The organism is Streptomyces sp. SDr-06 (assembly GCF_003324565.1).
Taxonomy (GTDB): Bacteria; Actinomycetota; Actinomycetes; order Streptomycetales; family Streptomycetaceae; genus Streptomyces.
The window spans coordinates 1-25,044 of record NZ_QOLA01000040.1; the positions used below are offsets into that span (position 1 = coordinate 1).

Genomic DNA, 25,044 nt, shown 5'->3' on the forward strand with positions numbered 1-25,044 from the left:
CCCTTCGACCACGCCGATCCGCAGCGTGTGGTGTGCCGCTTCGACGTGAGCGCCGTCTTCGACGAGGAGGAGCTGGAGGACGGCCTCGACGAGGAGGACGACCTGCGACCGGCCCCCTGACCCGGCCCCATGGCGGAGGCCGCGCACCCCTTTGGAGGGGTGCGCGGCCTCCGCCGTGCCGGGGTTCGGCTACTCCGCGATCTTCAGAAGGCCGTGCAGCAGCGGGGTGAGGCGGGTCGTGCGCGGCGCCGGGAGGATCTCCGCGACGGCCCGCGGGAGCGCCTGGTCCACGCCGTGGACGACGGACAGATGCCGCTCTGCCCGGCCGAACGCCGTGTACACCCAGGCCCGGTTGAGCCCCTGGGCCGCGTCTCCCGGCAGCACCGCGACCACCGCGGGCCAGCGCATCCCGATCGCCTGGTGCGCGGTCAGCGCCCAGCCGTGCCGCAGTGCGGACTCGACGCGCTCCTTCGGTACGAGGACGGGCGTGCCGGCGCAGTCGAGGCGCAGGCCCTCGGCGTCCGCCCCCACGACCGTGCCCATGACCGTACGGCCCGGGGCCTGGGCGTAGGCCACCCGGTCGGCCGGGTCGAAGCCGCCGAAGCGGCCGGGGCCCGGGTTCAGGCGCTGCTTCAGGGCCGCGTTCAGCGCCCGGGTGCCCGCCGAGCCGCCGTGGCCCACCGTGACGACCTGGGTCTGCTCCGCCGGGATGCCGATCGCCCGCGGGATCGAGTCGGCGAGGAGCTGGACGCAGCGGTGCACCGCCTCGCCCGCGTCCCGCACCGGGACGATCACCACTTCCTTGCCGGGCGCCTCGACCTGGTTCAGCTCACCGATGCCGATGCCCGAGACGAGCTCGCCGACCGGTCCCGCATCGGGCAGGCGCGAGGACACGAGCGGGCAGACCCGGGCGGCCAGCACGTCATGGAAGACCAGGCCCGCGCCCGCCGGGCCGAGCACCCCGGGATCGCCGCTCAGGACCAGACGGCAGCCGTCGGGCAGCGACTCCACGAGCGCGGCCGCGGTCTCCACGTCGAGCTGCGGGGCGTCCTGCACCACCAGGACGTCGAGGGCGAGCGCGCCGTTCGCGTCCCGGCCGGGGCCCTCGCCCGACAGCAGCCCGGCGACGGTGAACGCGGCCAGCGGGCCGGTCAGTTCGGCCAGCCGTCGCCGGCCGTCCGCGGTGTGCGCCGCGCCCGCGGCGCGCAGTCCGGCCGCCGCGGCCGCCGTCACCACCGCCGCCGACTCCGCGCGGGCGGCCTCGCCGCCGGTGTGCGCGACCAGGCCGCTGCCCGCGACGGCGCGCACCAGCTCGCCGCCCTCCGGCCAGATCGAACCGTCCTCGCGCACCGGCGAGTTGAGCAGCCGGGCGAGGCCGTCGGCCAGGCTCTCCTCGGCCAGGGCGTACCGGTCGAGCCCGAGCAGCACCTCGACCGGCTCGGCGGGCTCCGCTGCCTCGGCCCCGGCGCCGTCGTCCTCCTCGGACGTCGGCTCGTCCGCCAGGCCGTCCTGGAAGACCAGCACCACGCCCTCGGCGATGGCCTGCTGCACCGCCTCGTCCGGATCGGGGACGGAGCGCCCGGCCAGCGCCTTGCGCACGTCGTCCGCCGACAGCGCCGTGTGCCCCTGGACGGCCGCCTGCTCCAGGATCCAGCCGACCAGCGCGGCCGACCTGCGCTCGTCGTCCGGCCGGCACTCCGCGCCGAGCAGCGCCCGTGCGAAGCCGTCGGCCTGCTCGGGCCGCACCCCGGGCACGGCCAGGAGCTGCCAGGGGTCCGCACCGAGCCGCTCGGCCGCCTGCTCCCCGAGGGCGCCGGCGACCTGGGCGGCCAGCGTCTCGGGGGCGCCGCCGCGGGTCAGCACGTCACGTACGGAGCCGAGGGCCTCGGCCGAAACGGCCGGCGCGGGAGCGGGCTGCGGGGCCCCCGGGCGTGCCGGGGCGGGCTTGCGGGGGGCGGGCGGCGGGCCGCCGAAGAACGCGGCTCCCGACTTCTCGCCGCTCTCCACGGCCCGCACCGCGGCGAGCAGGTCGGCCGCCTGCCCGCTCAGCTTGGTGCCCGCCGCGATCGGGGCCTCCTTCTCCGCCTTGCGCTGCTCGATCCTGGCCCGCAGCTCCCGCTGGGCCGCGAGCTCCGCCGCCGCCTCGGAGATCTCGGACGCCTTCGCGTCGGCCGCCCCGGCTGCTTCGGGGCTTCCGGTGTCACCCTCGGGCGCGGGGGCCTCGGTGGTCCCGGTCCCGGCGGGGCTCGTGGTCGCGCCGTCGCCGACGGGCTCGGTGGCCCCGGCGTCCTCGGCGCTCTCCCCGGCCGGGCCGAAGCCGCCTTCGTGCCCGGGCGCTTCGCCGGTCGTGGTCTCCGCGCCATCCACGGCGGGGTCGCCGACGGTGTCGGCCTGTGCGTCGGCGGACGCCTGCGCGGTCTCGGGCGCCACCTCCGCCTCGGCGGATTCGTCGGCCGTGGATCCAGGGGCCGAGCCCTGGGGAAGCGCAGTCACAGCGTGCTCCAGTCCTGATCGGGATAGCGGTGCACGGGCGCCGACACATCGTCGAGCGCCTGGCAGATCTCGTCAGGAAGACTAAGGGCCTCCACTGACAATGCGGCCGCGAGCTGCTGCGCGTTGCGCGCGCCGACGATCGGCGCCACCACTCCCGGCCGGTCCCTCACCCAGGCCAGCGCCACCTGAAGGGGTGTCGCGGCGAGTCCGTCGGCCGCTATGCAGACGGCGTCGACGATCCGGCTCGCCGCCTCGTCGAGGTAGGGCGCCACGAACGCGGACAGCCCCTCCGACGCGCCCCGCGAGTCCGAGGGCGTCCCGTGCCGGTATTTTCCCGTGAGCACGCCCCGGCCCAGCGGCGAGGAGGGCAGCAGCCCGACGCCCAGGTCCAGAGCGGCCGGCAGGACCTCGCGCTCCACCCCCCGCTGGAGCAGCGAGTACTCCATCTGGGTGCTCGCGAGCCGGGTCCGTACCCCGGGCGCGGCGAGCTGCCAGGTCGCGGCCTTGGCGAGCTGCCAGCCGCAGAAGTTGGAGATGCCCGCGTAGCGCGCCCGGCCGCTGCTGACCGCGATGTCCAGGGCCTGGAGGGTCTCGTCCAGCGGTGTCGCGGGGTCGAAGGCGTGGACCTGCCAGAGGTCGACGTAGTCGGTGCGCAGCCGTTCGAGGGAGGCGTCGAGGGCGCTGAGGAGGTGGCCGCGCGAGCCGTCGAAGCGGCGGTCGGGGTCGGGCACGCTGCCCGCCTTGGTCGCGATGACCAGGTCCCTTCGCGGCGCGAGCCGCTCGACCAGCTGGCCCAGCAGGTACTCGGCGTCCCCGCCGCCGTACACGTCGGCCGTGTCGACGAGCGTGCCGCCCGCGTCCCAGAACACCTTCAGGAGTTCGGCGGCGTCCTGCTCGCCGACGTCCCGGCCCCACGTCAGGGTGCCGAGCCCGATCCGGGATACACGCAGGCCCGTGCGGCCGAGATGCCTCTGCTCCATGGGCGCTGAGATTACTGGCCAGGGGCCCACGGGGAGAGAGCCTGTGGACAACTCGGCCCTGCCGCATCGCGCCCACGCGCGCTAGAGTCCCCGGCACAGGAACGTTACTCATGAGTAAGACGCGGAGTGGGCGCGTGCGTACGCGTCACGACGAGTAAGGGGATCGGCCATGCGGCTCGGCATCAACCTCGGCTACTGGGGCGCGGGAATGGACGGCGACAACCTCGCCGTCGCCAAGGAGGCGGACCGGCTCGGCTACGACGTCTGCTGGGCGGCCGAGGCCTATGGTTCGGACGCGCCGACCGTCCTGGCCTGGGTCGCCGCGCAGACCGAACGCATCGACGTGGGCTCCGCGATCCTCCAGATCCCGGCCCGCCAGCCCGCCATGACCGCGATGACGGCCGCCACCCTCGACTCGCTGTCCGGTGGCCGCTTCCGCCTGGGCCTCGGCGTCTCGGGGCCCCAGGTCTCCGAGGGCTGGTACGGCGTCAAGTTCGACAAGCCGCTCGCCCGCACCCGGGAGTACGTCGAGATCGTCCGCAAGGCGATGACGCGCGAGCGGCTCTCCTACGAGGGCGAGCACTGGACGCTGCCGCTGCCCGGCGGCCCCGGCAAGCCCATCAAGCTGACCGTGCACCCCCAGCGCGAGCACATCCCGCTCTACATCGCCGCGATCGGTCCCAAGAACCTGGAGCAGACCGGCGAGATCGCCGACGGCGCGCTGCTGATCTTCCCGGCCGCCGAGCACATCGAGGCCACCGCGATCTCCCACATCCGGGCGGGCCGCGAGAAGGCGGGCCTGACCATGGACGGCTTCGACGTCTGCCCCACGCTGCCGATCTCGCTCGGCGCCGACGCGGACGTGCCCGCCCTGGCCGACATGTTCCGCCCGTACACCGCGCTGTACGTCGGCGGCATGGGCAGCCGCAAGCAGAACTTCTACAACCAGCTCGCGCAGCGCATGGGGTACGAGAAGGAGGCCGCCGAGATCCAGGACAAGTACCTGGCCGGCGACAAGGCGGGCGCGGGCGCCGCGGTGCCGCAGCAGCTCATCGACTCGACCACACTGCTCGGCTCGGTGGAGCGGATCGCCGACCGGATGCAGGCGTACGCCGCCGCGGGCGTCACCACGCTGACCCTGGCCCCGGCCGGCTTCACGCTGGACGAGCGGCTCGCCTCGCTGCGCGCGGGCACCGACGCGCTGGAGCGCGCGGGACTCGCGTAGGGGAGGGGCTCTGCGGCCGTGGTGGGGGCTCGGGGGTCTTCCCCGCCACGGCCGTCTGCCTGACAACGCCCGGGTGCGCCGCCCGGTTACGGCGGTGGGGGCACCGCACATTCCTTCGTTCGGCCCAATGGGTCCGGGACCCCTGTTGCCGAGGGTGTGCTGCCGCATTTGACTCAGTTTCGCACGGTTCCTGTGCGAACCCGGAGGTACGGCGATGCTCTCGGCCAAGAGCCTGTTCCAGGAGATCCTCGACGACGACGAGTCGTTCCGGCTCTTCTGCTCCATCGCGGCCAGCGGTGAGTCCCAGGGAGGCTGGGAGAACGGCCGGATCGCCGCCCTCCTGCCCGCCGCATGCCGCGCGCTGGCCCCCAAGGTGGCCCGGCACGGCGCCGACGAGGACAAGCACGGGCGGATCTTCCACGCGCTGATGAAGAAGCGCGGGCTGAAACCCGTCGACGTACCGCCCGACACCGACTACACGATGCTGCTCGAACGGAACGGCATCGGACTCGGTCACGAACTGCTCCGGGGCGAGCAGCCGCTCAGCGAACAGGACGTCGTCGTCTACCTCGCCCACAGCCGGGTCACCGAGCAGCGCGCCTCCGAGCAGATGGAGCTGCTGCGCAAGCACTTCGGCGCGGACCCCGGCATCGGACGCGCGGTGCGGATGATCTCCGACGACGAGGACAACCATCTGGCGTACTGCCACGAGGAGTTGCTGCGCCTGGCCCGCGCCGGACACGGCCGCGCGATCCAGCGGGTGCTGCGCGCGTGCGCGCTCGCCGAGATCCGGGTCTACCGCGACGTCAGCCTCGCCGTGATGGCCCACATGGGGCGGATCCTCCACTGGCCACGCGCCAAGACGGCGGCCATCGCCGCGGGGATCCACGCGGTGTACGTCTACGAACGGCTCGCGGGATGGCGGCGGATGGTCAGCCTCACCATGCCCGAGCGGCGCGACGCGCTGGGCGGACCGCCCGTCGCCGCGCCCGGATTCGCCTGACTACAGCCAGCCCCGCCGCTTGAACAGGCGGTACAGGACGACCTCCAGGACGACCATCAGCAGGATCACCGCCGGGTAGCCCCACCACCAGTGGAGCTCCGGCATGTCGTCGAAGTTCATGCCGTACACACCGGCCACCATCGTGGGGACCGCCGCCATCGCCGCCCACGCCGAGATCTTCCGCATGTCGTCGTTCTGGCGGACGCTCACCTGGGCGAGGTGGGCCGACAGGATGTCGGACAGCAGCCGGTCCAGGCCCTCCACGGCCTCGTTGGCGCGGGTCAGATGGTCGTTCACGTCGCGGAAGAACGGCTGCGACTCGGCGTTCACGAACGGCACCCCCGCGCTCGCCAGCCGCTGCACGGGCTGGCCGAGCGGACCGGTGGCCCGGCGGAACTCCAGGACCTGCCGCTTGAAGGTGTAGATCCGCGACGCGGTGTTCTTCGTGTCACCGCCGCCCGTCGGCGAGAAGACCAGCGCCTCCAGCTCCTCCAGGTCGGTCTGGAGCTCCGCGGCCACATCCGTGTAGTGGTCGACGACCGCGTCGCTCACCGCGTACAGGACCGTCGTCGGCCCGTGCCGCAGGAGCTCGGGCTCCGCCTCCAGGCGCTGCCGGACCGCCTTGAGGGGCGCGCCCTCGCCGTGCCGCACGGTCACCACGAAGCTGTCGCCCACGAAGAGCATCAGCTCGCCGGTGGACACGGCGTCGCTGCGCGGCTCGTAGACGACGGGCTTGAGCACCAGGAACAGCGAGTCGTCGTACACCTCAAGCTTGGGCCGCTGATGCGCCTTCAGGGCGTCCTCCACGGCCAGCGCGTGCAGCCCGAACTCGCTGCTGACCAGTTCGAACTCCTCCTCGGTCGGCTCGTGCAGCCCTATCCACACGAAGCTGTCCCCGGCGGCGCGGGCCTCACCGAGCGCGTCCGAGAAGTCCTTCGGGCCGTCCGTGCGGCGGCCGTCGCGGTAGATGGCACAGTCGACGATCATCGCGGGCATTGTCCCGTGAACGGGAGCCGCCCGCACCCGCCGACCGCCGGACGCCTAGGCTGGCGGGCATGGCCACGCTGATCCTCGTACGCCACGGACGCTCCACCGCCAACACGGCGGGGGTGCTGGCCGGCTGGACGCCGGGCGTCGCCCTCGACGAGCGCGGCAGCGCCCAGGCCGCCGCCCTGCCCGCCCGGCTCGCCTCCGTCCCCCTCGCCGCCGTCGTCACCAGCCCGCTGCAACGCTGCCGCGAGACCGTCCAGCCGCTGCTCGACGCCCGCCCCGGGCTGCCGCTGCACCCCGAGGACCTGATCGGGGAGTGCCACTACGGGGACTGGTCGGGCCGCAAACTCTCCGAGCTCTCCACCGAGCCGCTGATGGAGGTCGTGCAGCAGCACCCCTCCAACGCGGCCTTCCCCGGCGGCGAGTCGATGCGCGCCATGCAGACGCGGGCCGTGGAAGCCGTGCGGGACTGGAACGCCCGGATCGAGACGGAGTACGGCCCCGACGCGGTCTACGCCATGTGCTCGCACGGCGACATCATCAAGTCCATCGTGGCGGACGCCCTCGGCATGCATCTCGACCTCTTTCAGCGGATCTCGGTGGAACCGTGTTCCCTCACGGTGATCCGTTACACCCGCCTGCGCCCCTACCTCGTACGCCTCGGCGACACCGGCGACCTCGCCTCACTGGCCCCCCGCGAGGCCCCCGCGGACGAACAGGCCGAGGTCGGTGGCGGTGCGGGAGCACCGTGATCGCCGCGCGCAGTAGGGTGGACGCGCCGAAAACCGCCGCTCCAACTCCGAACTAGGGAGACCAGAACGTGTCCCGTCAGGTGTTCTTCTACGACCCGCCGGACCGTTTCGTGGCCGGCACGGTCGGGCTCCCCGGGCGCCGTACGTTCTTCCTTCAGGCGTCCGCGGGCAGCCGCACCACCAGCGTCGCCCTGGAGAAGACCCAGGTCGCGGCGCTCGCGGAGCGGATCGACGAGCTGCTCGACGAGGTCGTGCGCAGGACCGGGGGAAACGCTCCTGTGCCCGCCGTGGCCCCGCCCGACGTCACCGACACCGCGCCCCTCGACTCGCCCGTCGAGGAGGAGTTCCGGGTCGGCACCATGGCGCTGGCCTGGGACGGCGACGAACAGCGCATGATCATCGAGGCGCAGGCCCTGGTCGAGCTCGAAGCGGACACCGAGGACGACCTGGCCGAGGCCGAGGAACGGATGCTCCAGGACGAGGAGAACGGCCCGCCGATGCTGCGGGTGCGCCTGACCGGAGCCCAGGCCCGGGCCTTCGCCAAGCGGGCCCTGGACGTCGTGAACGCGGGCCGGCCGCCGTGCCCGCTGTGCAGCCTCCCGCTCGACCCGGAAGGACACGTATGCCCGCGCCAGAACGGATACCGCCGCGGAGCCTGACCTCCGCCGAGCTCCTCGCCAAGGGTGAGCTCACCGTCCTCGGGCGGATCCGCGAGGCGTCCAACGCGGTCCTGTACTGCTCCGTCTCGTACGGCGACGACAGCGCGGAGTGCGTCTACAAGCCCGTCGCCGGGGAGCGGCCGCTGTGGGACTTCCCCGACGGCACGCTCGCCCAGCGCGAGGTCGCGGCGTACGAGGTGTCGCTCGCGACCGGCTGGGACCTCGTGCCGCCCACCGTGCTGCGCGAGGGCCCCTACGGCGAGGGCATGGTCCAGCTCTGGATCGAGCCGGTGGAGGGGGACTCCGGGCTGCTCGCGCTCGTCGAGGACGAGGAGCCCGCCGAGGGCTGGAAGGCCGTCGCCCTCGCCGAGGTCGGTGAGGGGCGCACCGCGCTCCTCGTGCACGCCGACGACGAGCGGCTGCGGCGGCTCGCGGTGCTCGACGCGGTGATCAACAACGGGGACCGGAAGGGCGGGCACCTGCTGCCCGCGCCGGACGGGCGGCTGTACGGGATCGACCACGGGGTCACGTTCAACGTGGACGACAAGTTGCGGACGCTGCTGTGGGGGTGGGCGGGCGAGCCGCTCACCTCGGAGGCGGTGGGCGCTCTCAAGGGCCTGGCCGAGGCCCTTCGACCCCTGGAGCCTCTTGCCACCCGGATGGCGGAGCTGCTCACTTCGGCCGAGGTGGACGCGCTGCGGGCGCGGGTCGCCGCGCTGCTGGCGGCCGGGGTGCACCCCGAGCCCTCGGGGGAGTGGCCCGCCATCCCCTGGCCCCCGGTGTGAGCCACCCCCACCCCGCGGCGCCTCGCCTCCCACTCCGCTTTCGACCGCGGGCTGTGCGTGGCTGGTCGCGCAGTTCCCCGCGCCCCTGTAGGGGGCTCAGCGCTGGCAACCTGAGCCCGTCATGGGGGTCCCCCTGGCCCTTAAGGCCTTGGGGGAGTTTGAGGACGAGCGCCGTTCAGGCGCGTTACGGGGTCTGGGGCGGTGCTCCAGGTAGCAGCCTTGGGGTGGCGCGCGCAAGAGGGGGGATTCGGCCAAGACCGGGATCCGGTTCGTATCCGGAACGTGCGTCCGGTTACGCTCATGTACATGCATGCCTGGCCCGCTTCTGAGGTCCCCGCCCTGCCCGGCAAGGGCCGCGACCTCCGGATCCACGACACCGCGACCGGCGGTCCCGTCACCCTCGACCCCGGTCCCGTCGCCCGTATCTACGTCTGCGGGATCACCCCGTACGACGCGACCCACATGGGTCACGCGGCGACCTACAACGCGTTCGACCTCGTTCAGCGCGTGTGGCTCGATACCAAGCGGCAGGTTCACTACGTCCAGAACGTGACGGACGTGGACGACCCCCTGCTGGAGCGGGCCCTGCGCGACGGCAAGGACTGGGTCGAGCTCGCCGAGGGCGAGACCGCCCTGTTCCGCGAGGACATGACCGCCCTGCGGCTGCTCCCCCCGAAGCACTACATCGGAGCGGTCGAGTCGATACCCGGGATCGTCCCGCTCGTCGAACGGCTCAGGGACGCGGGAGCGGCGTACGAGCTCGAAGGGGACATCTACTTCTCCGTCGAGAGCGACCCGCACTTCGGCGGGGTCTCGCACTACGACGCAGCGTTCATGCGGGCGCTGTCCGCCGAGCGCGGCGGCGACCCCGAGCGCCCCGGCAAGAAGAACCCGCTCGACCCGATGCTGTGGATGGCCGCCCGCGAGGGCGAGCCGAGCTGGGACGGCGCCTCCCTCGGGCGCGGCCGCCCGGGCTGGCACATCGAGTGCGTCGCCATCGCCCTGGAACACCTCGGCATGGGCTTCGACGTCCAGGGCGGCGGCTCCGACCTGGTCTTCCCGCACCACGAGATGGGCGCCTCGCATGCCCAGGCGCTGACCGGCGAGTACCCCTTCGCCAAGGCGTACGTGCACGCCGGCATGGTCGCCCTGGACGGCGAGAAGATGTCCAAGTCCAAGGGCAACCTGGTGTTCGTGTCGAAGCTGCGCCGCGACGGCGTCGACCCGGCCGCCATCCGGCTCTCCCTGCTGGCCCACCACTACCGGGCCGACTGGGAGTGGACCGACCAGGTGCTCCAGGACGCCGTCGAGCGCCTCGGGCGCTGGCGCTCCGCCGTCTCCCGCCCCGACGGGCCGTCCGCGGACGCCCTGGTCGAGGAGGTCCGCGAGGCCCTGGCCGACGACCTGGACGCGCCCGCGGCCCTCGCCGCGGTCGACCGCTGGGCCGAGCGCCAGGAGGCCGACGGCGGCACGGACGAGGCCGCCCCCGGCCTCGTGTCCCGTACGGTCGACGCCCTGCTCGGCGTCGCGCTGTAGGAGGCCGGACCACCGCGACCGGCGCCAACTCGCTCTGCCACAACCGCCCTTGGACTCCTCGTGAGTCCGGGGGCGGTTCTGTTTTTTGCCTGCCCGCCCCATGGTCCCATGCTCGTTTGTGCGCTAAACACGCTCTATGCAATCACCAATACGCACGAGAGTGGCGCTCGCGGGTGCGGCCGTGCTCGGTCTGCTCGCGGTGTTCGCCGGGCCCGGCTGCGCGCAGGCCAACACCCCGGCCGAGACCTCCGTGGGCGATGTGACCGGCTTCGAGGCCGGCGCCGGCTCCGTCTTCACGCTGCACGCGGGCGCTGCCGAGGCCCGGGTCGGCTTCGTGACGGCCGACACCTTCCGCATCGAACTCGCCCCGGACGGGAAGTTCACCGACCCGACCGGCTCCGACATCGTCCTGCCGCAGGGCAGGCCGCCCGCCACCCGCTGGAAGGACCGGGGCGACCACTACGAGCTGAGCACCGACAAAATCACCCTGCGCGCCTTCAAGTCCCCGCTCCGCTTCGCCCTCTACAAGGCGGACGGCACCCGGCTGTGGGCCGAGACCAAGCCGCTCAGCTGGACCAAGGACGCCACCACCCAGACCCTGTCCCGGGGCGCCACCGAGCAGTTCTACGGCGGCGGCATGCAGAACGGCCGCGGCAACACCTCGCACCGCGACCAGACCGTCCAGGTGAGCGTGGACGACCACTGGAACGACGGCGGCCACCCCAACTCCGTGCCGTTCTACCTCTCCACGGCCGGCTACGGCGTCTTCCGCAACACCTACGCCCCCAACACCTACGTCTTCGGACAGCCCGTCACCGCGAGCGCCAAGGAACAGCGCTTCGACGCCTACTACTTCGCGGGCGACGCGAAACAAGTCATCGGCGACTACACCCAGTTGACCGGAAAGCCCTTCCTGCCGCCCGTGTACGGGCTCGAACCCGGCGACTCCGACTGCTATCTGCACAACGCCAACCGGGGCGAGCGGCACACCCTCGACGCGGTGAAGGTCGCGGACGCGTACAAGACCAACGGCATGCCGAACGGCTGGATGCTGGTCAACGACGGCTACGGCTGCGGCTACGAGAACCTCCCCGAGACCGCCAAGGGCCTCCAGAACGACTCCATGCACCTGGGCCTGTGGACCGAGGACGGCCTCGACAAGCTCGCCGACCAGGTCAAGGCCGGTCAGCGGGTGGCGAAGCTGGACGTCGCCTGGGTCGGCGACGGGTACAAGCACGCCCTCGACGGCTGCAAGGCCGCCTATCAGGGCATCGAGGCCAACAGCGACGCCCGCGGCTTCACCTGGGCGCCGGAGAGCTGGTCGGGTGCCCAGCGCTGCGGGGTGCAGTGGTCCGGCGACCAGTCGGGCAGCTGGGACTACATCCGCTGGCAGATCCCGACCTACGCGGGCGCGACGCTGTCGGGCCTCGCCTACACCAGTGGTGACATCGACGGCATCTTCGGCGGCAGCCCCAAGACGTACACGCGCGACCTCCAGTGGAAGTCGTTCCTGCCCGCCGTGATGACCATGGACGGCTGGGCGGCGAGCGACAAGCAGCCTTACCAGTACGGCGAGCCGTACACCTCGATCAACCGGAACTACCTGTTGCTCAAGGAGTCGCTGCTGCCCTACATGTACTCCTACGCCCATGAGGCCACCAGGACCGGCATCGGGCCGGTCCGGCCGCTGGCCCTGGAGTACCCGGACGATCCGAAGGCGGCCACCGACGCCGCCAAGTACGAGTTCCTCTCCGGGGAGGACTTCCTCGTCGCGCCGGTCTACCAGGACACGACCGTACGCAACGGGATCTACCTGCCCCGGGGCACCTGGATCGACTACTGGAGCGGACGCACCTACCAGGGGCCGACGACCGTCGACGGCTACAGCGCGCCCCTGGACACGCTGCCGCTGTTCGTGAAGGCGGGCGCCGCCGTCCCGATGTGGCCCGGCATCCGCTCCTACCAGGACCGCACCGCGAACTCCCCCCTCGCCTGGGACATCTACCCGCAGGGCCGCTCCTCCTTCCAGCTGTACGAGGACGACGGCGTGACCCGCGCCCACCGCACCGGCGCCTACGCCACCCAGCGTGCCGACGTCACCGCCCCGCAGCGCGGACCGGGCGATGTGACCGTGCAGGTGAGCGCGAGCAAGGGGCAGTTCGCGGGCAAGCAGACCGCCCGGCCCTACGAGCTGACGGTGCACACCGGGAGCGCGCCCGCCACCGTGGAGGTCGCGGGGCACCGGCTCGCGCGGCTCGGCTCCAGGGCCGCGTACGACACGGCGGCCACGGGCTGGTTCTACGACCCGAGCGACCGGGGCGGCGTGGTGCGCGTGAAGACCGCGACCCTGCGCACGGACAAGGCGTTCGAGGTGCGGCTGGGGGACACCAGCGCCGTGGGCGGCCGGACGCCCGGCGCCCAGGTCACCCTGGCCGCGCCCGCCGGGCAGGAGCTCGGCGCGGGCGCGCCCGGCACGGTGGCCGTGGACGTCACCGCGGGGACCAGGGACGCGACCGACGTCCGGGTCTCCCTCACCGCCCCGGCCGGGTGGACCGTGACCCCCGCCGCCGCGCTCGACCGCGTCTCGGCGGGCACCACGCGGCGCGTCGAGGTGGCGGTCACCCCCGCACGAGACACACCCTCCGGCGAGGCCACGCTCACCGCCGCGTCGGCCTCGCGCCAGGGGAGTTCACAGCAGCGGATCGCGGTGTCCGTGATGCCGCCGCCGCCCTCGGGGGACACCTGGGCCAGTGACATGGTCTGGCTGACCCGGACCAACGGGTACGGGCCGCCCGAACGCGACCGGTCCAACGGCGAGTCGGGGGCCGCCGACGGCCGCACCCTCACGCTGGCGGGGAAGACGTACGCCAAGGGCATCGGCGCCCACGCGGACTCCGACATCGAGGTCTACACGGGCGGGCGCTGCACGGCCTTCACCGCCGACGTCGGCATCGACGACGAGATCAACGGCTACGGGGAGGTGGCCTTCTCCGTCGTGGCCGACGGCACGGTGCTGTGGACCTCGCCGAAGGTGACCGGGGCCTCGGCGACCGTGCCGGTGAACGTTCCGCTCGGCGGGGCGCGCCACGTCCACCTCCTGGTCACCGACACCAACAACTCCAAGTCCGGTGACCACGGGGACTGGGCCGCGGCGAGGTTCAGCTGCGCCTAGGCACACCGCGGGCGCCGGGCGGTGACCTGCCCACCCGGCGCCCTCTGTGCGGGAGTTGGCCCTACTGCTTGTTCACCACGATCGCCTGGATGACGCTGTTGGTGGTGTCGTAGAACCCGATGACCTGCTGCCCGAAGGCGAAGGCCTCCTGGACCTCGTCATGCGTGACGGGGTTGGGGTTCGCCAGCTGGCGCCAGTTGCCGTCGATGAACAGGTACAGGATCGAGGGCTGGCCGGGCAGCGGGGTCACGACGTCCCAGAACTTCGTGGCGATGCCGCTGACCAGGGCGGCGCTGTTGACCGCGGCCGGCAGCACGAGCGGCTGGCCGATCGACTGCTGGCCCTGCTGTCCCTGCTGGCCGCCCATCTGCTGGAGGAGCTGCTGGTAGGGCTGCTGCTGGCCGAGCTGCTGGAGCTGCTGCTGGATCTGCGGCGGGATCTGCTGCTGGCCGAAGCCCTGCTGGCCGATGCCCTGCTGGTACGACGGGTTGAACCCCTGCTGACCGATGCCCTGCTGGCCGAAGCCCTGCGGCGGGGAGGTGCTGGGGCCCTGCTGGCCGTACTGCTGGTGCTGCTGGCTCATCTGCGGGGTGGTGCTCATGCGGGTGTCACCTTCCCTGTTGTGAGTTTCGTTCGCCGTCCGGTGTCCGGACGCTCAGCCGGCGACCACCAGGCCGACGACCTCGTCGTCCGAGAACCAGACCCTGATGTCCGGCCGTCCGCCCGCGAAGGCGGAGTGCACCGCCTGGCGGAGTTCGGGCGCGGGGTTGTTCAGGTTGCGCCACGCCCCGGCGACGAACAGCCGGAGCCTCGGAGGCAGTTCATGGGGGTACGGGATCAGCTCGTCCCAGTACCGTTCCGCCTGGCCGGTGCCGACCGTCGAGGGCATCAGACGGGTCACCGCGGCCTTGATGTCGGGCCGGTTGCCGATGCGCTGCGAGGCGGGCCGGCCCGGCGCGTCCTGCTGGGGCGAGCCGGTCGACCGCAGGATCGTCCGGGCCCGCTCCGGCGTCATCGGCTCCTGCCCGGTCGCCTTCAGCATGCCCTGGAGCGAGGCGAGGGCGCCGACCACGATGGGGGCCGCCGACGACGTACCGGAGAACGTGTCGGTGTACCACGCGATCTCCTCGGCTCCGCCCTGGAGGTCACCTGCCCGGTCCCAGAAGCCGCCGGTCGTCGTCGCCTCGCGGCCCCAGCCCTGGGCGTCCATGCGGGCCCCGTAGTTGGAGAACGCGAGCCGTGAGCGGTCCGGGCCGTGATCGCGGCCGTGCGTGCCGGGCGGCGGCGCGCCCGCGCCCACCAGGACCGCGCCCGAGGACTGGTTGGACGGGTTGAAGGGGTTGCGCCAGTCCTGCGGGAACGCGTCGGGGCGCCGCTCGTACAGCGCGTCGTCCAGGCTCTCGCCGCCGTTGCCGCCCGCCGCCACCACCAGAATCCCCTTGGCGGTAGCCCAGCGGATCGCCGCGAAGTCGTCCGGCCACCATTCGAGCGGGATGTAGCCCTGCTGGTCGTCGCGGCCCTGGAAGTCGAACCTCGGCCCCGGGCGGTGCAGTTCGAGCAGGACGATGTCACCGGGCGAGAGCCGCTCCGCCGCGGCGTGGATCGCCGCCGCCGTGCCGATGCCCTGGAACGAGGCGGCCGCGGTGACCGCCTGCGGGACGATCCCGGTGATGCCCTTGTCGTCCCGGTCGCCGCCGATGATGCCGAGGACGGCCGTGCCGTGATTGCGCCAGGCCAGGTCCTGCACCGGGTTGCCCACCACGAGCCCGGCGAGCTTCTCCGCCAGGTCCTCGTGGCCCAGCTGCCAGGCGCCCTCGACGTCGATGACGGTGACGCCCTCACCGGAGCCGCCCGGGCGCAGCCACGCCCAGTACGCGTCGACGCCCTCGGGCGCCGGGGCCAGGTAGCCCTGGCGGCCGGTGTAGTCGGGCGTCGCCGGCGCGCCCTCCTTCAGGCGCTTGACGGTGTCCTCGTCGCGGCCCGTCAGCGAGGCGGGCACGGCGCCCGGCTTCACGTACGCCGTCTCGACCTCGGGCAGCGCGGCCAGGCGCGCGCTCAGCTCCGTGGCTCGCTCGCCGCCGCCGCGCACCCGGTAGTAGAGGGACAGGTCCGGCAGGGCCTCGCGGGAGGTTCCGCGGGGGACCTGGGCCAGCCGCTCCTCGCGGCCGAACAGCGGCTCCAGGGCGATCTGTTCGTCGGCGAGGAACATCGAGAGAGCCGAGGTGTCGGCTCCGGAGGCCGAGCGCACGCCCTCCGCGCCGACGCGCAACCGGGACTCGGCCCGCGCGACGACGATCAGTTCCGGCTCGGCTCCGTGATAGGTGAATCCAGCTCCGTCGGGTCCTGGGCCCGCCGTTCCGGGGCCCTGACCCGGGTGAATCCGATCGGTCATCGCTTCCGCCGCTCCCCTCGGGTGCTGTGCTTGGCGTGCCTTCAGGGGACACACCTTGCTACCGCGGCGGCGGGTCGTCCACCCCGTTGGCGCGAAGGAAGTTTGAAATCAAGCTGAATGGGCAGCCCGTGCATTTGGTCCGGAAACCGCTGTCACGCCGCAATTCGGCCAAATACCACCGGGGTTGATGGGGTGCGGTGGGGTACGCGCGTCCCCTGCGACCGCCCGGTCGACGCGGGCGCGCGCGGGGGCCGGGGCGGGGCGGAGCCGCCCGCCCCGGCCGTTGCCGGATCGTGCCCGCCGCCGGTGTCCGGCGCGACCGGTTCTCGCTGGTCGCCGCTCAGGGGCAGAGACCCGGGTCAGCTTCCCGAGGGCTCGGCGCCGTGCCACACCGTCGTCACGTTGCAGAACTCGCGGATGCCGTGACCGGACAGCTCGCGGCCGTAGCCGGACCGCTTCACGCCGCCGAAGGGGAAGGCGGGGTGGGAGGCGGTCATCCCGTTGAAGAACACGCCGCCCGCCTGGAGGTCCCGTACGCAGCGGTCCACCTCGTCGCCGTCACGGGTCCACACGTTGGAACTCAGCCCGAACGGCGTGTCGTTGGCGACGGACACCGCCTCGTCGAGGTCCCGCACCCGGTAGAGCGTGGCGACCGGTCCGAAGGTCTCCTCCTGGTGGATCCGCATGTCCGCGGTCACGCCGGCCAGGACCGTGGGCAGGTAGAACCAGCCCCGGTCCATCCCCTCGGGACGGCTCCCGCCGCACAGCGCGGTCGCCCCCTTGCGCACCGCGTCGTCGACGAGTTCCTCCAGGTCGGTCCGGCCCCGCTCGCTGGCGAGCGGGCCCACGTCGGTGTCGTCCAGGAGCGGATCGCCGACCTTCAACCCCCGCATCCCCGCGGTGAACCGCTCGGCGAACGCGTCGTAGACGTCGGTGTGGACGATGAAGCGCTTGGCGGCGATGCAGGACTGGCCGTTGTTCTGCGTCCGGGCGGTCACCGCGGTGCGCGCGGCCCGCTCCACATCGGCCGAGGGGAGCACCAGATAGGGGTCGCTGCCGCCGAGTTCGAGGACGGTCTTCTTGATCTCGTCGCCGCAGATCGCCGCGACCGAGCGGCCCGCGGGCTCGCTGCCGGTCAGCGTCGCCGCCGCCACCCGCCGGTCGCGGAGCACCTTCTCGACGCCGTCCGATCCGATCAGCAGCGTCTGGAAGCAGCCGTCGGGGAAGCCCGCCCGGCGGAAGAGGTCCTCCAGGTACAGCGCGGTCTGCGGCACGTTCGAGGCGTGCTTGAGCAGGGCGACGTTGCCCGCCATCAGCGCGGGCGCCGCGAACCGGACGACCTGCCACAGCGGGAAGTTCCACGGCATCACGGCGAGGACCACGCCGAGCGGCCGGTAGTGGACCCGGGCCCGCTCTGCTCCCGAGTCGTGGACGTCGTCCGGCGCGGGCTCCTCGTCGGCGAGCAGGGAGGCCGCGTGCTCGGCGTACCAGCGCAGCGCCTTCGCGCACTTGGCCGCCTCGGCGCGCGCCGCCGCCACCGGCTTGCCCATCTCCAGGGTCATGGTGCGCGCGATGTCGTCCCGGTCGCCGTCGAGCAGCTCGGCGGCCCGCAGCACGAGCCGGGTCCGCTCCTCGAAGCCGGTCGTGCGGTAGGCGCCGAAGGCGGTCTCGGCGGTGGCGAGGCGCCGCTCCACCTCCTCGGGCCGCATGGCACCGAAGCTCTTGAGCGTCTCACCGGTAGCCGGATTCACCGTGGCGATGGCCATGACGTACGACACCTCCCGAAGGCACTGGTCCTTCGACCTTCCCGCGCGCGGGAAGGCGCCGCAACGCGAGCCCCGGCCCGGCCGGGGCTACTCCTCGGGTGACTCCTCGCCGGGCTCGTCCGTCTTCGGCGGCTTCGGCGGCCGGGTGCGCCCGCTGGAGGTGTCGCGCAGATAGGACCCGTCGCCGTCGGTGGCGTGGCCGCCCGCGGTGGCCTGACCGGGGCCGGGGCCGCCGTCACGCCGGCGCAGATACCGCTCGAACTCGCGGGCGATGGCCTCGCCGGACGCCTCGGGCAGGTCCGCGGTGTCCCGCGCCTCCTCCAGCGTCTGCACGTACTCGGCCACCTCGCTGTCCTCGGCGGCCAGTTGGTCGACGCCCAGTTGCCAGGCCCGGGCGTCCTCGGCGAGCTCGCCGAGCGGGATCCTGAGGTCGATCAGGTCTTCCAGGCGGTTGAGCAGGGCGAGCGTGGCCTTCGGGTTCGGCGGCTGGGAGACGTAGTGCGGCACCGCGGCCCACAGGCTGACGGCCGGAACCCCCGCGTGCGTGCAGGCCTCCTGGAGGATGCCCACGATGCCCGTCGGGCCCTCGTAGCGGGTCTCCTCCAGATCCATGGTCCGCGCCAGGTCCGGGTCGGAGGTCACGCCGCTGACCGGCACCGGCCGGGTGTGCGGGGTGTCGCCGAGCAGCGCGCCCAGGATCACCACCATCTCGACGCCCAGCTCGTGGGCGAAGCCCAGGATCTCGTTGCAGAACGAGCGCCAGCGCATCGACGGTTCGATGCCGCGCACCAGTACCAGGTCGCGCGGCTTGTCCCCGCCGACCCGGACCACGGAGAGCCGGGTGGTGGGCCATGTGATCTTGCGGACCCCGCCGTCCAGCCACACCGTGGGCCGGTTGACCTGGAAGTCGTAGTAGTCCTCCGCGTCGAGCGCGGCGAAGACCTCGCCCTTCCATGCCCCGTCCAGGTGCGCGACCGCGGAGGAGGCGGCGTCGCCCGCGTCGTTCCAGCCCTCGAACGCGGCGATCATGACCGGGTCGACCAGCTCGGGAACGCCCTCCAGCTCGATCACCCAGTGCCTCCCTCCGAAGTTCCCTTGCGTACGTCCCAACCTTACGGCTTCAGACCTACCCAGCCGCAGCCCCCGTGCACGGCCCCGCGGCGTCCGGAGTGACACGGGAATGAAGGGGCGACTCGGGGGGCAGCAGCGCATTCGGCCCGTGATTCATCCGAGCTGTGCCCTGCGATTTTCGTCAGGACCCTGGACGGTGGCGATCGGGCGGGGATATACATCGGATGACCGGTAGAGGTCCGATGTCCACACGGATGTTCCCGCGGACGTTTCTGCGGACGTTCGTTCAGCGGTTCATCCACGGCGTTGATCCATGCGTGGATCCACGGGTTCGTCCAGGGGGCGTGCATGAGGCCGAGTGTCACGGCGTTCGAGGTACACGACATCCGCTTTCCCACCTCGGAACAGCTCGACGGCTCGGACGCCATGAACCCCGATCCGGACTACTCGGCCGCCTATGTGGTGCTGCGCACCGCGGACGGCCACGAGGGCCACGGCTTCGTCTTCACCATCGGCCGCGGCAACGAGGTCACCGCCGCCGCCATCGAGGCACTGCGGCCCTACGTCCTCGGCCGCCCGGCGCCCGCCGCGGCGGCCGACCTCGCCGCCCTCCACCACGACCTCACGCACGACTCCCAACTCCGCTGGCTGGGGCCGGAGAAGGGGGTCACGCACATGGCGGCGGGCGCCGTCGTCAACGCCGCCTGGGACCTCGCGGCCACCATGGCGGGCCTGCCGGTGTGGGAGTTCCTCGCCTCGATGTCCCCCGAGGACCTGGTCTCGCTCGTCGACTTCCGCTATCTGTCGGACGTGCTGACCCGGGACGAGGCGCTGGCCCTGCTGCGCGCCGCCGAACCCGGCCGCGCCGAACGGGCCCGGCTGCTGCGCGCCGAGGGCTACCCCGCGTACACCACCTCGCCCGGCTGGCTCGGCTACGACGACGCCAAGCTGGTCCGCCTCGCCAAGGAGGCCGTCGCCGACGGCTTCGTCCAGATCAAGCTGAAGGTGGGCGCAGACCTCGACGACGACGTCCGCAGACTGGGCCTGGCCCGCGCCGCGGTCGGACCCGGCATCCGCATCGCGATCGACGCCAACCAGCGCTGGGACGTGTCCGAGGCGATCCGCTGGATGGCCGCGCTCGCCCCCTACCAGCCGCACTGGATCGAGGAACCGACCAGCCCCGACGACATCCTCGGCCACGCCGCCGTGCGGGCCGGGCAGCCGGTGAAGGTCGCCACCGGCGAGCACGTCGCCAACCGGGTCGTGTTCAAACAGCTCCTGCAGGCCGGGGCCGTCGACTTCGTGCAGATCGACGCGGCCCGGGTGGCCGGGGTCAACGAGAACCTGGCGATCCTGCTGCTGGCCGCCAAGTACGGCGTGCCGGTCTGCCCGCACGCGGGCGGGGTGGGCCTGTGCGAACTCGTCCAGCACCTCGCCATGTTCGACTTCGTCGCCGTCTCCGGCAGCCGCGAGGACCGGGTCATCGAGTACGTCGACCATCTGCACGAGCACTTCGCCGCCCCCGCCGTCGTCGAGTCGGGCCACTACCGCGCCCCCACCACGCCGGGCTTCTCGGCCCGGATGCACCCCGAGACGATCGCCGCCTACCGCTATCCGGACGGCCCGCAGTGGCGCTCGCGCCGCCCGGTCCAGGAGGTCAACACATGAGCAGCACACGGGACTTCGAGGGCATGGCGGCGCTGGTCACCGGCGGCGCCTCGGGCATCGGCGCGGCCGTCGCCGAGCTCCTCATGGAGCGGGGCGCCCGGGTCGCGGTGCTCGACCGGGACGTGAAGGGCGCCCCCGCCGGGGTCCTCGCCCTCCAGGCCGACGTCACCGACGACGCGGGGGTACGGGACGCGGTCACCCGGGCCGCCCGCGAACTCGGCGCCCTGCACACCGTCGTGTCCAACGCGGGCATCGGCGCCGCCGGAACCGTCGAGGACAACGACGACGCCGAATGGCGGCACGTTCTCGACGTCAACGTCCTCGGCATGGTCAGGGTCGCCCGGCACGCGCTGCCCCATCTGCGACGCGCGGCGGGGGAGCGGCCCGGCCGCGCGTCCCTCACCCAGACCTGCTCGATCGCCGCCACCGCGGGCCTGCCGCAGCGCGCCCTCTACAGCGCCGCCAAGGGCGCTGTCCTCTCCCTCACCCTGGCGATGGCCGCCGACCACGTGCGCGAGGGCATCCGGGTCAACTGCGTCAACCCCGGCACGGCCGACACCCCCTGGGTCGCCCGGCTGCTCGACCGGGCGGACGACCCGGAGGCGGAGCGGGCCGCGCTGCGGGCGCGCCAGCCGATGGGACGCCTCGTCTCGGCGGCCGAGGTCGCCGCCGCCATCGCCTATCTCGCCAGTCCCGCCGCGGCCGCCGTCACCGGCACGGCGCTCGCGGTCGACGGAGGCATGCAGGGCCTGCGCCTGCGACCGAGTACCTGAGCCGCAACCCACCAAGGACGGGACCATGAGAGTGCGTACGACAACCGCCGCCGCCTGCGCCGCACTGGTCGCGGCCCTGCTGATCACGGGCTGCAACCGCGAGTCGGGCGGCGGCTCGGGCGGCCAGAAGGTCGGCATCGACCTGCCGCGCAGCGACAGCGACTTCTGGAACTCCTACCAGAGCTACGTCGAGAAGGGCGTCAAGAGCGGCGAGGTCTCCGCGCTGCCGCTCACCAACTCCCAGAACGACATGGGCAAACTGGTCGCCGATGTCACCGCCTTCACCGACCAGGGCGCCAAGGCGGTCGTCATGGCCCCGCAGGACACCGGCGCCATCGCCTCCACGCTGGAGAGCCTCAGCCGGCGGAAGATCCCGGTCATCAGCGTCGACACCCGCCCGGACAAGGGCGCCGTCTACATGGTCGTACGGGCCGACAACAAGGCGTACGGCGAGAAGGCCTGCCAGTACCTCGGCAAGCAGCTGGGCGGCACGGGCGAAGTGGCCGAGTTCCAGGGCGACCTGAGCTCCATCAACGGGCGGGACCGCTCCGAGGCCTTCAAGTCCTGCATGGACAAGAGCTACCCCGGCATCAAGGTCTACGAGCTGGCCACCGACTGGAAGGGCGACGTGGCCTCCGCCAAGCTCCAGTCCACGCTCGCCGCGCACCCCGGCCTGAACGGCGTCTACATGCAGGCGGGCGGGGTCTTCCTCCAGCCGACCCTGGCCCTGCTCCAGCAGAAGGGCCGGCTCTTGCCGAAGGGCACCGCGGGCCACATCACGATCGTCTCCAACGACGGCATCCCCGAGGAGTTCGACGCGATCAAGGCCGGAAAGATCGACGCCACGATCTCCCAGCCCGCCGACCTCTACGCCAAGTACGCGCTCTACTACGCCAAGGCGGCCCTGGACGGCAAGACGTTCAAGGAGGGCTCCACCGACCACGGCTCGAACATCGTCAAGATCCCCAACGGGTACGAGGACCAGCTGCCGGCCCCGCTCGTGACCAGGTCCAACGTCGACGACCCCGCGCTGTGGGCCAACCAGCTGCAGAAGAAGAGCTAGCCATGGCACCCGAACCGGACGAGCGGGACCAACCGCCCGCACCCGCCCTGCACGCCCACGGCGTCGTCAAGCGCTTCGGACCCACGCTCGCCCTCGACGGCGTCGGCCTGACCGTGCGGCCCGGCGAGTCGCACGCGCTGGTCGGCCGCAACGGCGCCGGGAAGTCCACCCTGGTCGGGGTCGTCACGGGCCTGCACCGGCCGGACTCCGGCACCGTCGCCTTCGGCGGCGCGCCCGCCCCCGCCTTCGGCGACCGGGCCGGCTGGCGGTCCAGGGTCGCCTGCGTCTACCAGAAGTCCATGGTCGTCCCGGACCTGACCGTCGCCGAGAACCTCTTCCTGAACCGCTTCGAGGGCGAGCGCATCCGCTGGGGCAGGCTGCGCCGCCGCGCCGCGGACCTCCTCGCCGAGTACGGAGTCGATGTCGACCCCGGTGCCCGGGCCGGTCAACTGGCCGTGGAGCAGCGGCAGTTCGTGGAGATCGCCCGCGCCCTGTCGTTCGGGGCCCGCCTGATCGTCCTGGACGAACCCACCGCCCAGCTCGACGCCCGCGGGATCCAGCGCCTGTTCACCAAGCTCCGCGAACTCCAGGCGCAGGGGGTGGCGTTCCTGTTCATCTCGCACCACCTCCAGGAGGTGTACGACCTGTGCACCGCGGTCACCGTCTACCGCGACGCCCGCCAGGTCCTCACCGCCGCCGTCGCCGACCTGCCCAAGGACGAACTGGTCGCCGCGATGACCGGTGACCGGCCGGGCGCGGGCGCTCCTTCGTGGCGGGCCGCCGTCCGGCCGCGGCGGACCTCCGAGCCGGTGCTGCGGACCGAAGGGCTGGCGCTGGACGGGGAGTTCGAGGCGCTGGACCTCGCGGTGCGCGGCGGCGAGGTGCTCGGCGTCGCCGGGGCCGCGGCCAGCGGGAATACCGCCCTCGGCGAGACGCTCGTCGGGATGCGCCGGGCCACCGCGGGCCGGGTCACCGTGCACGGCAGGCCCGTGAAGCCGGGCAGTGTGCCGCACGCCCTGGACGCGGGCATCGGCTACATCCCGGAGGACCGGCACCGCCAGGGCCTGGTCCCCGACCGCTCGGTCGCCGAGAACGCCACGCTGACGGTGACCGGCCGGCTCGGGCCCTTCGGGACCGTACTCCCCTCCAGGACACGGGAGTTCGCCCTCACGATGATCGACTCGCTCGACATCAGGACGCAGGGCCCCGACCAGCCGGTGTCGGGCCTGTCGGGCGGCAACGCGCAGAAGGTCGTGGTGGCCCGCGCCCTGGCCCGCGGGCCGGCGGCCCTCGTCGCGGTACGCCCCACGGCGGGCGTGGACGTGAAGTCCAAGGACGCGCTCCTCGGCGTGGTGCGGCAGGTGGCCGACGACGGCAGCGCGGCAGTGATCATCTCCGACGAACTCGACGACCTCCGGGTCTGCGACCGGGTGCTCGCCCTGTTCCACGGACGGGTCGTCGCCGAGTACGACAGCGGGTGGACCGACGGCGAGCTCGTCGCGGCGATGGAAGGCGTGCACGGCGTGGCGGCAGTGGAAGGGACGGACGGCATGGGGGAGCGGACATGACCGATACGGCGACCAAGGCGCCGGCCGGGATGCGGGACGCGGGTCCCCTGGGGCGGCTGTCCCACATCCGCTGGAGCGACTTCTCCCTCGTCCCCGTGATCCTCGTCCTGATGGTCATCGGCTTCATCGTCTCGCCGGTGTTCCTCACCTCGGACAACCTGATCAGCGTCATCCAGCAGTCCTCCGAGCTGAGCCTGCTGGTCCTGGGCCAGGCCCTCATCCTGATCTGCGGCCGCATGGACCTGTCCCTGGAGTCGACCATCGGCATCGCGCCGGTCGTCGCGATGTGGCTGGTCCTGCCGTCCTCCGCGCCGGCCGGCCGCTTCGCGGGCGTCGGCCTGCTGCCAGGCTGGACCGCGATCCCGGTGTGCCTGCTGGTCGGCCTGGCGATCGGGGCGTTCAACGGGTTCCTGATGCTGAAGCTGAACGTCAACGGGTTCATCGCGACGCTCGGGATGCTGACGATGCTGCGGGGGCTGCACATCGGCATCACCGGCGGCCGCTCCATCATCGAGATGCCGCCGTCCTTCCGCTACCTCGGGATGACGGACTGGTTCGGGGTGCCCGCGGCCGTCTGGATCTGCCTCGCCCTCTTCGCGATCGGCGGGGCCGCGCTGGCGTGGCTGCGCCACGGGCGGGCGCTGTACGCGATCGGCGGCAACTCCGAGGCGGCCCGGGCGGCGGGCATCCGGGTGGACCGCGTCACCTGGATCGTCCTGGCGGTCGGCGGCCTGCTCGCGGCGTTCGCGGGGATCCTCTACACCGGCCACTACGGTTCGGTGGCGGCGAACCAGGGCAACGGGTGGATCTTCCAGGTCTTCGCGGCGGCGGTCATCGGGGGGATCAGCCTCAAGGGCGGGCGGGGCACGCTGTTCGGCGCGCTGACGGGTGTGCTCACGCTCCAACTGGTCGTGAACGTCATGACGCTGGGGGGTGTGCCCGCGCTGTGGAACCAGTTCCTCAACGGAGCGATCATCATCGTGGCCCTGGTCATCAGCCGCTTCGCCAGCGGCGAGAAGCAGACCTAGCCCGCCACGCGCCCCCGGGCCCGCCTTCGGGTGCGGGCCGTGCGTGGTTCCTCGCGCAGTTCCCCGCGCCCCTGTAGGGGGCCCAGCATGGTGTCCGGGGCGGAGCCCCAGGGTCTTTCA

Annotated in this window: 19 protein-coding genes; 12 read left to right on the plus strand and 7 right to left on the minus strand. The window is 72.6% G+C overall.

All coding sequences use genetic code 11. From position 1 onward, the window contains the following. Positions 1 to 189 precede the first annotated feature (189 nt). On the minus strand, positions 190 to 2,493 hold the full coding sequence (locus DT019_RS37615) for a helix-hairpin-helix domain-containing protein (protein ID WP_114041498.1): 2,304 nt from the start codon (positions 2,491 to 2,493) through the stop codon (positions 190 to 192). Further along, entirely contained in the window at positions 2,490 to 3,473 is a 984-nt protein-coding gene (locus DT019_RS37620) for an aldo/keto reductase (RefSeq protein ID WP_114041499.1), read from the minus strand. Before DT019_RS37620 ends, DT019_RS37615 begins: the two co-directional genes overlap by 4 nt. Positions 3,474 to 3,642: 169 nt before the next feature. Between DT019_RS37620 and DT019_RS37625 the strand changes: the two genes are divergently transcribed. Both DT019_RS37625 and DT019_RS37630 read left to right on the plus strand, forming a co-directional pair. After that, entirely contained in the window at positions 3,643 to 4,698 is a 1,056-nt protein-coding gene (locus DT019_RS37625; RefSeq protein WP_114041500.1) for an LLM class F420-dependent oxidoreductase, read from the plus strand. Between the two features lie 214 nt (positions 4,699 to 4,912). Further along, positions 4,913 to 5,701, plus strand: a complete 789-nt coding sequence (locus DT019_RS37630) for a ferritin-like domain-containing protein (RefSeq protein ID WP_114041501.1) — start codon at positions 4,913 to 4,915, stop codon at positions 5,699 to 5,701. Here DT019_RS37630 and corA read toward each other — a convergent pair whose 3' ends face one another. Continuing rightward, positions 5,702 to 6,697 carry a magnesium/cobalt transporter CorA gene (gene corA / locus DT019_RS37635; protein ID WP_114041502.1) on the minus strand — a complete coding sequence of 332 codons (996 nt, stop codon included), beginning with the start codon at positions 6,695 to 6,697 and terminating at the stop codon, positions 5,702 to 5,704. Between the two features lie 59 nt (positions 6,698 to 6,756). Between corA and DT019_RS37640 the strand changes: the two genes are divergently transcribed. From DT019_RS37640 to DT019_RS37660, 5 genes are all read left to right on the plus strand, one after another. Continuing rightward, positions 6,757 to 7,443: a histidine phosphatase family protein gene (locus tag DT019_RS37640; protein ID WP_114041503.1), complete on the plus strand. Its 687-nt coding sequence runs from the start codon at positions 6,757 to 6,759 to the stop codon at positions 7,441 to 7,443. Positions 7,444 to 7,511: 68 nt separating this feature from the next. Next, complete coding sequence (locus DT019_RS37645) at positions 7,512 to 8,102, plus strand: DUF3090 domain-containing protein (RefSeq protein ID WP_114041504.1); 591 nt, start codon at positions 7,512 to 7,514, stop codon at positions 8,100 to 8,102. Next, entirely contained in the window at positions 8,066 to 8,887 is an 822-nt protein-coding gene (locus tag DT019_RS37650) for an SCO1664 family protein (RefSeq protein ID WP_114041505.1), read from the plus strand. The genes DT019_RS37645 and DT019_RS37650 overlap by 37 nt, the downstream gene beginning before the upstream one ends. A gap of 306 nt (positions 8,888 to 9,193) precedes the next feature. Then, the gene (mshC, locus tag DT019_RS37655; protein ID WP_114041521.1) at positions 9,194 to 10,423 is read left to right on the plus strand and encodes a cysteine--1-D-myo-inosityl 2-amino-2-deoxy-alpha-D-glucopyranoside ligase; all 1,230 of its coding nucleotides are present in this window, start codon (positions 9,194 to 9,196) and stop codon (positions 10,421 to 10,423) included. A 136-nt stretch (positions 10,424 to 10,559) separates the two neighbouring features. Next, complete coding sequence (locus tag DT019_RS37660; protein ID WP_114041506.1) at positions 10,560 to 13,595, plus strand: NPCBM/NEW2 domain-containing protein; 3,036 nt, start codon at positions 10,560 to 10,562, stop codon at positions 13,593 to 13,595. A gap of 61 nt (positions 13,596 to 13,656) precedes the next feature. Here the strand turns inward: DT019_RS37660 and DT019_RS37665 are convergent, their stop codons facing one another. From DT019_RS37665 to DT019_RS37680, 4 genes are all read right to left on the minus strand, one after another. Beyond that, entirely contained in the window at positions 13,657 to 14,196 is a 540-nt protein-coding gene (locus tag DT019_RS37665; protein ID WP_114041507.1) for a hypothetical protein, read from the minus strand. Between the two features lie 54 nt (positions 14,197 to 14,250). Further along, positions 14,251 to 15,987: a S8 family peptidase gene (locus tag DT019_RS37670; RefSeq protein ID WP_114041508.1), complete on the minus strand. Its 1,737-nt coding sequence runs from the start codon at positions 15,985 to 15,987 to the stop codon at positions 14,251 to 14,253. 359 nt (positions 15,988 to 16,346) lie between these two features. Next, complete coding sequence (locus DT019_RS37675; protein WP_114041522.1) at positions 16,347 to 17,753, minus strand: NADP-dependent succinic semialdehyde dehydrogenase; 1,407 nt, start codon at positions 17,751 to 17,753, stop codon at positions 16,347 to 16,349. A gap of 87 nt (positions 17,754 to 17,840) precedes the next feature. Next, positions 17,841 to 18,824: a PAC2 family protein gene (locus tag DT019_RS37680; RefSeq protein ID WP_114041509.1), complete on the minus strand. Its 984-nt coding sequence runs from the start codon at positions 18,822 to 18,824 to the stop codon at positions 17,841 to 17,843. A gap of 348 nt (positions 18,825 to 19,172) precedes the next feature. Between DT019_RS37680 and DT019_RS37685 the strand changes: the two genes are divergently transcribed. Genes DT019_RS37685 through DT019_RS37705 form a run of 5 tightly spaced genes read left to right on the plus strand, consistent with a single transcriptional unit; the run spans position 19,173 to position 24,924 of the window. Then, a complete protein-coding gene (locus DT019_RS37685; protein WP_114041510.1) occupies positions 19,173 to 20,492 on the plus strand; it encodes an enolase C-terminal domain-like protein in 1,320 nt (439 codons plus the stop codon). Continuing rightward, entirely contained in the window at positions 20,489 to 21,265 is a 777-nt protein-coding gene (locus DT019_RS37690; RefSeq protein WP_114041511.1) for an SDR family NAD(P)-dependent oxidoreductase, read from the plus strand. Before DT019_RS37685 ends, DT019_RS37690 begins: the two co-directional genes overlap by 4 nt. 25 nt (positions 21,266 to 21,290) lie before the next feature. Continuing rightward, positions 21,291 to 22,328, plus strand: a complete 1,038-nt coding sequence (locus DT019_RS37695; RefSeq protein ID WP_114041512.1) for a sugar ABC transporter substrate-binding protein — start codon at positions 21,291 to 21,293, stop codon at positions 22,326 to 22,328. 2 nt (positions 22,329 to 22,330) lie between these two features. Further along, on the plus strand, positions 22,331 to 23,896 hold the full coding sequence (locus tag DT019_RS37700; RefSeq protein ID WP_114041513.1) for a sugar ABC transporter ATP-binding protein: 1,566 nt from the start codon (positions 22,331 to 22,333) through the stop codon (positions 23,894 to 23,896). Further along, positions 23,893 to 24,924, plus strand: coding sequence for an ABC transporter permease (locus DT019_RS37705; protein WP_114041514.1), 1,032 nt, complete (start codon positions 23,893 to 23,895; stop codon positions 24,922 to 24,924). The genes DT019_RS37700 and DT019_RS37705 overlap by 4 nt, the downstream gene beginning before the upstream one ends. Positions 24,925 to 25,044 lie beyond the last annotated feature (120 nt).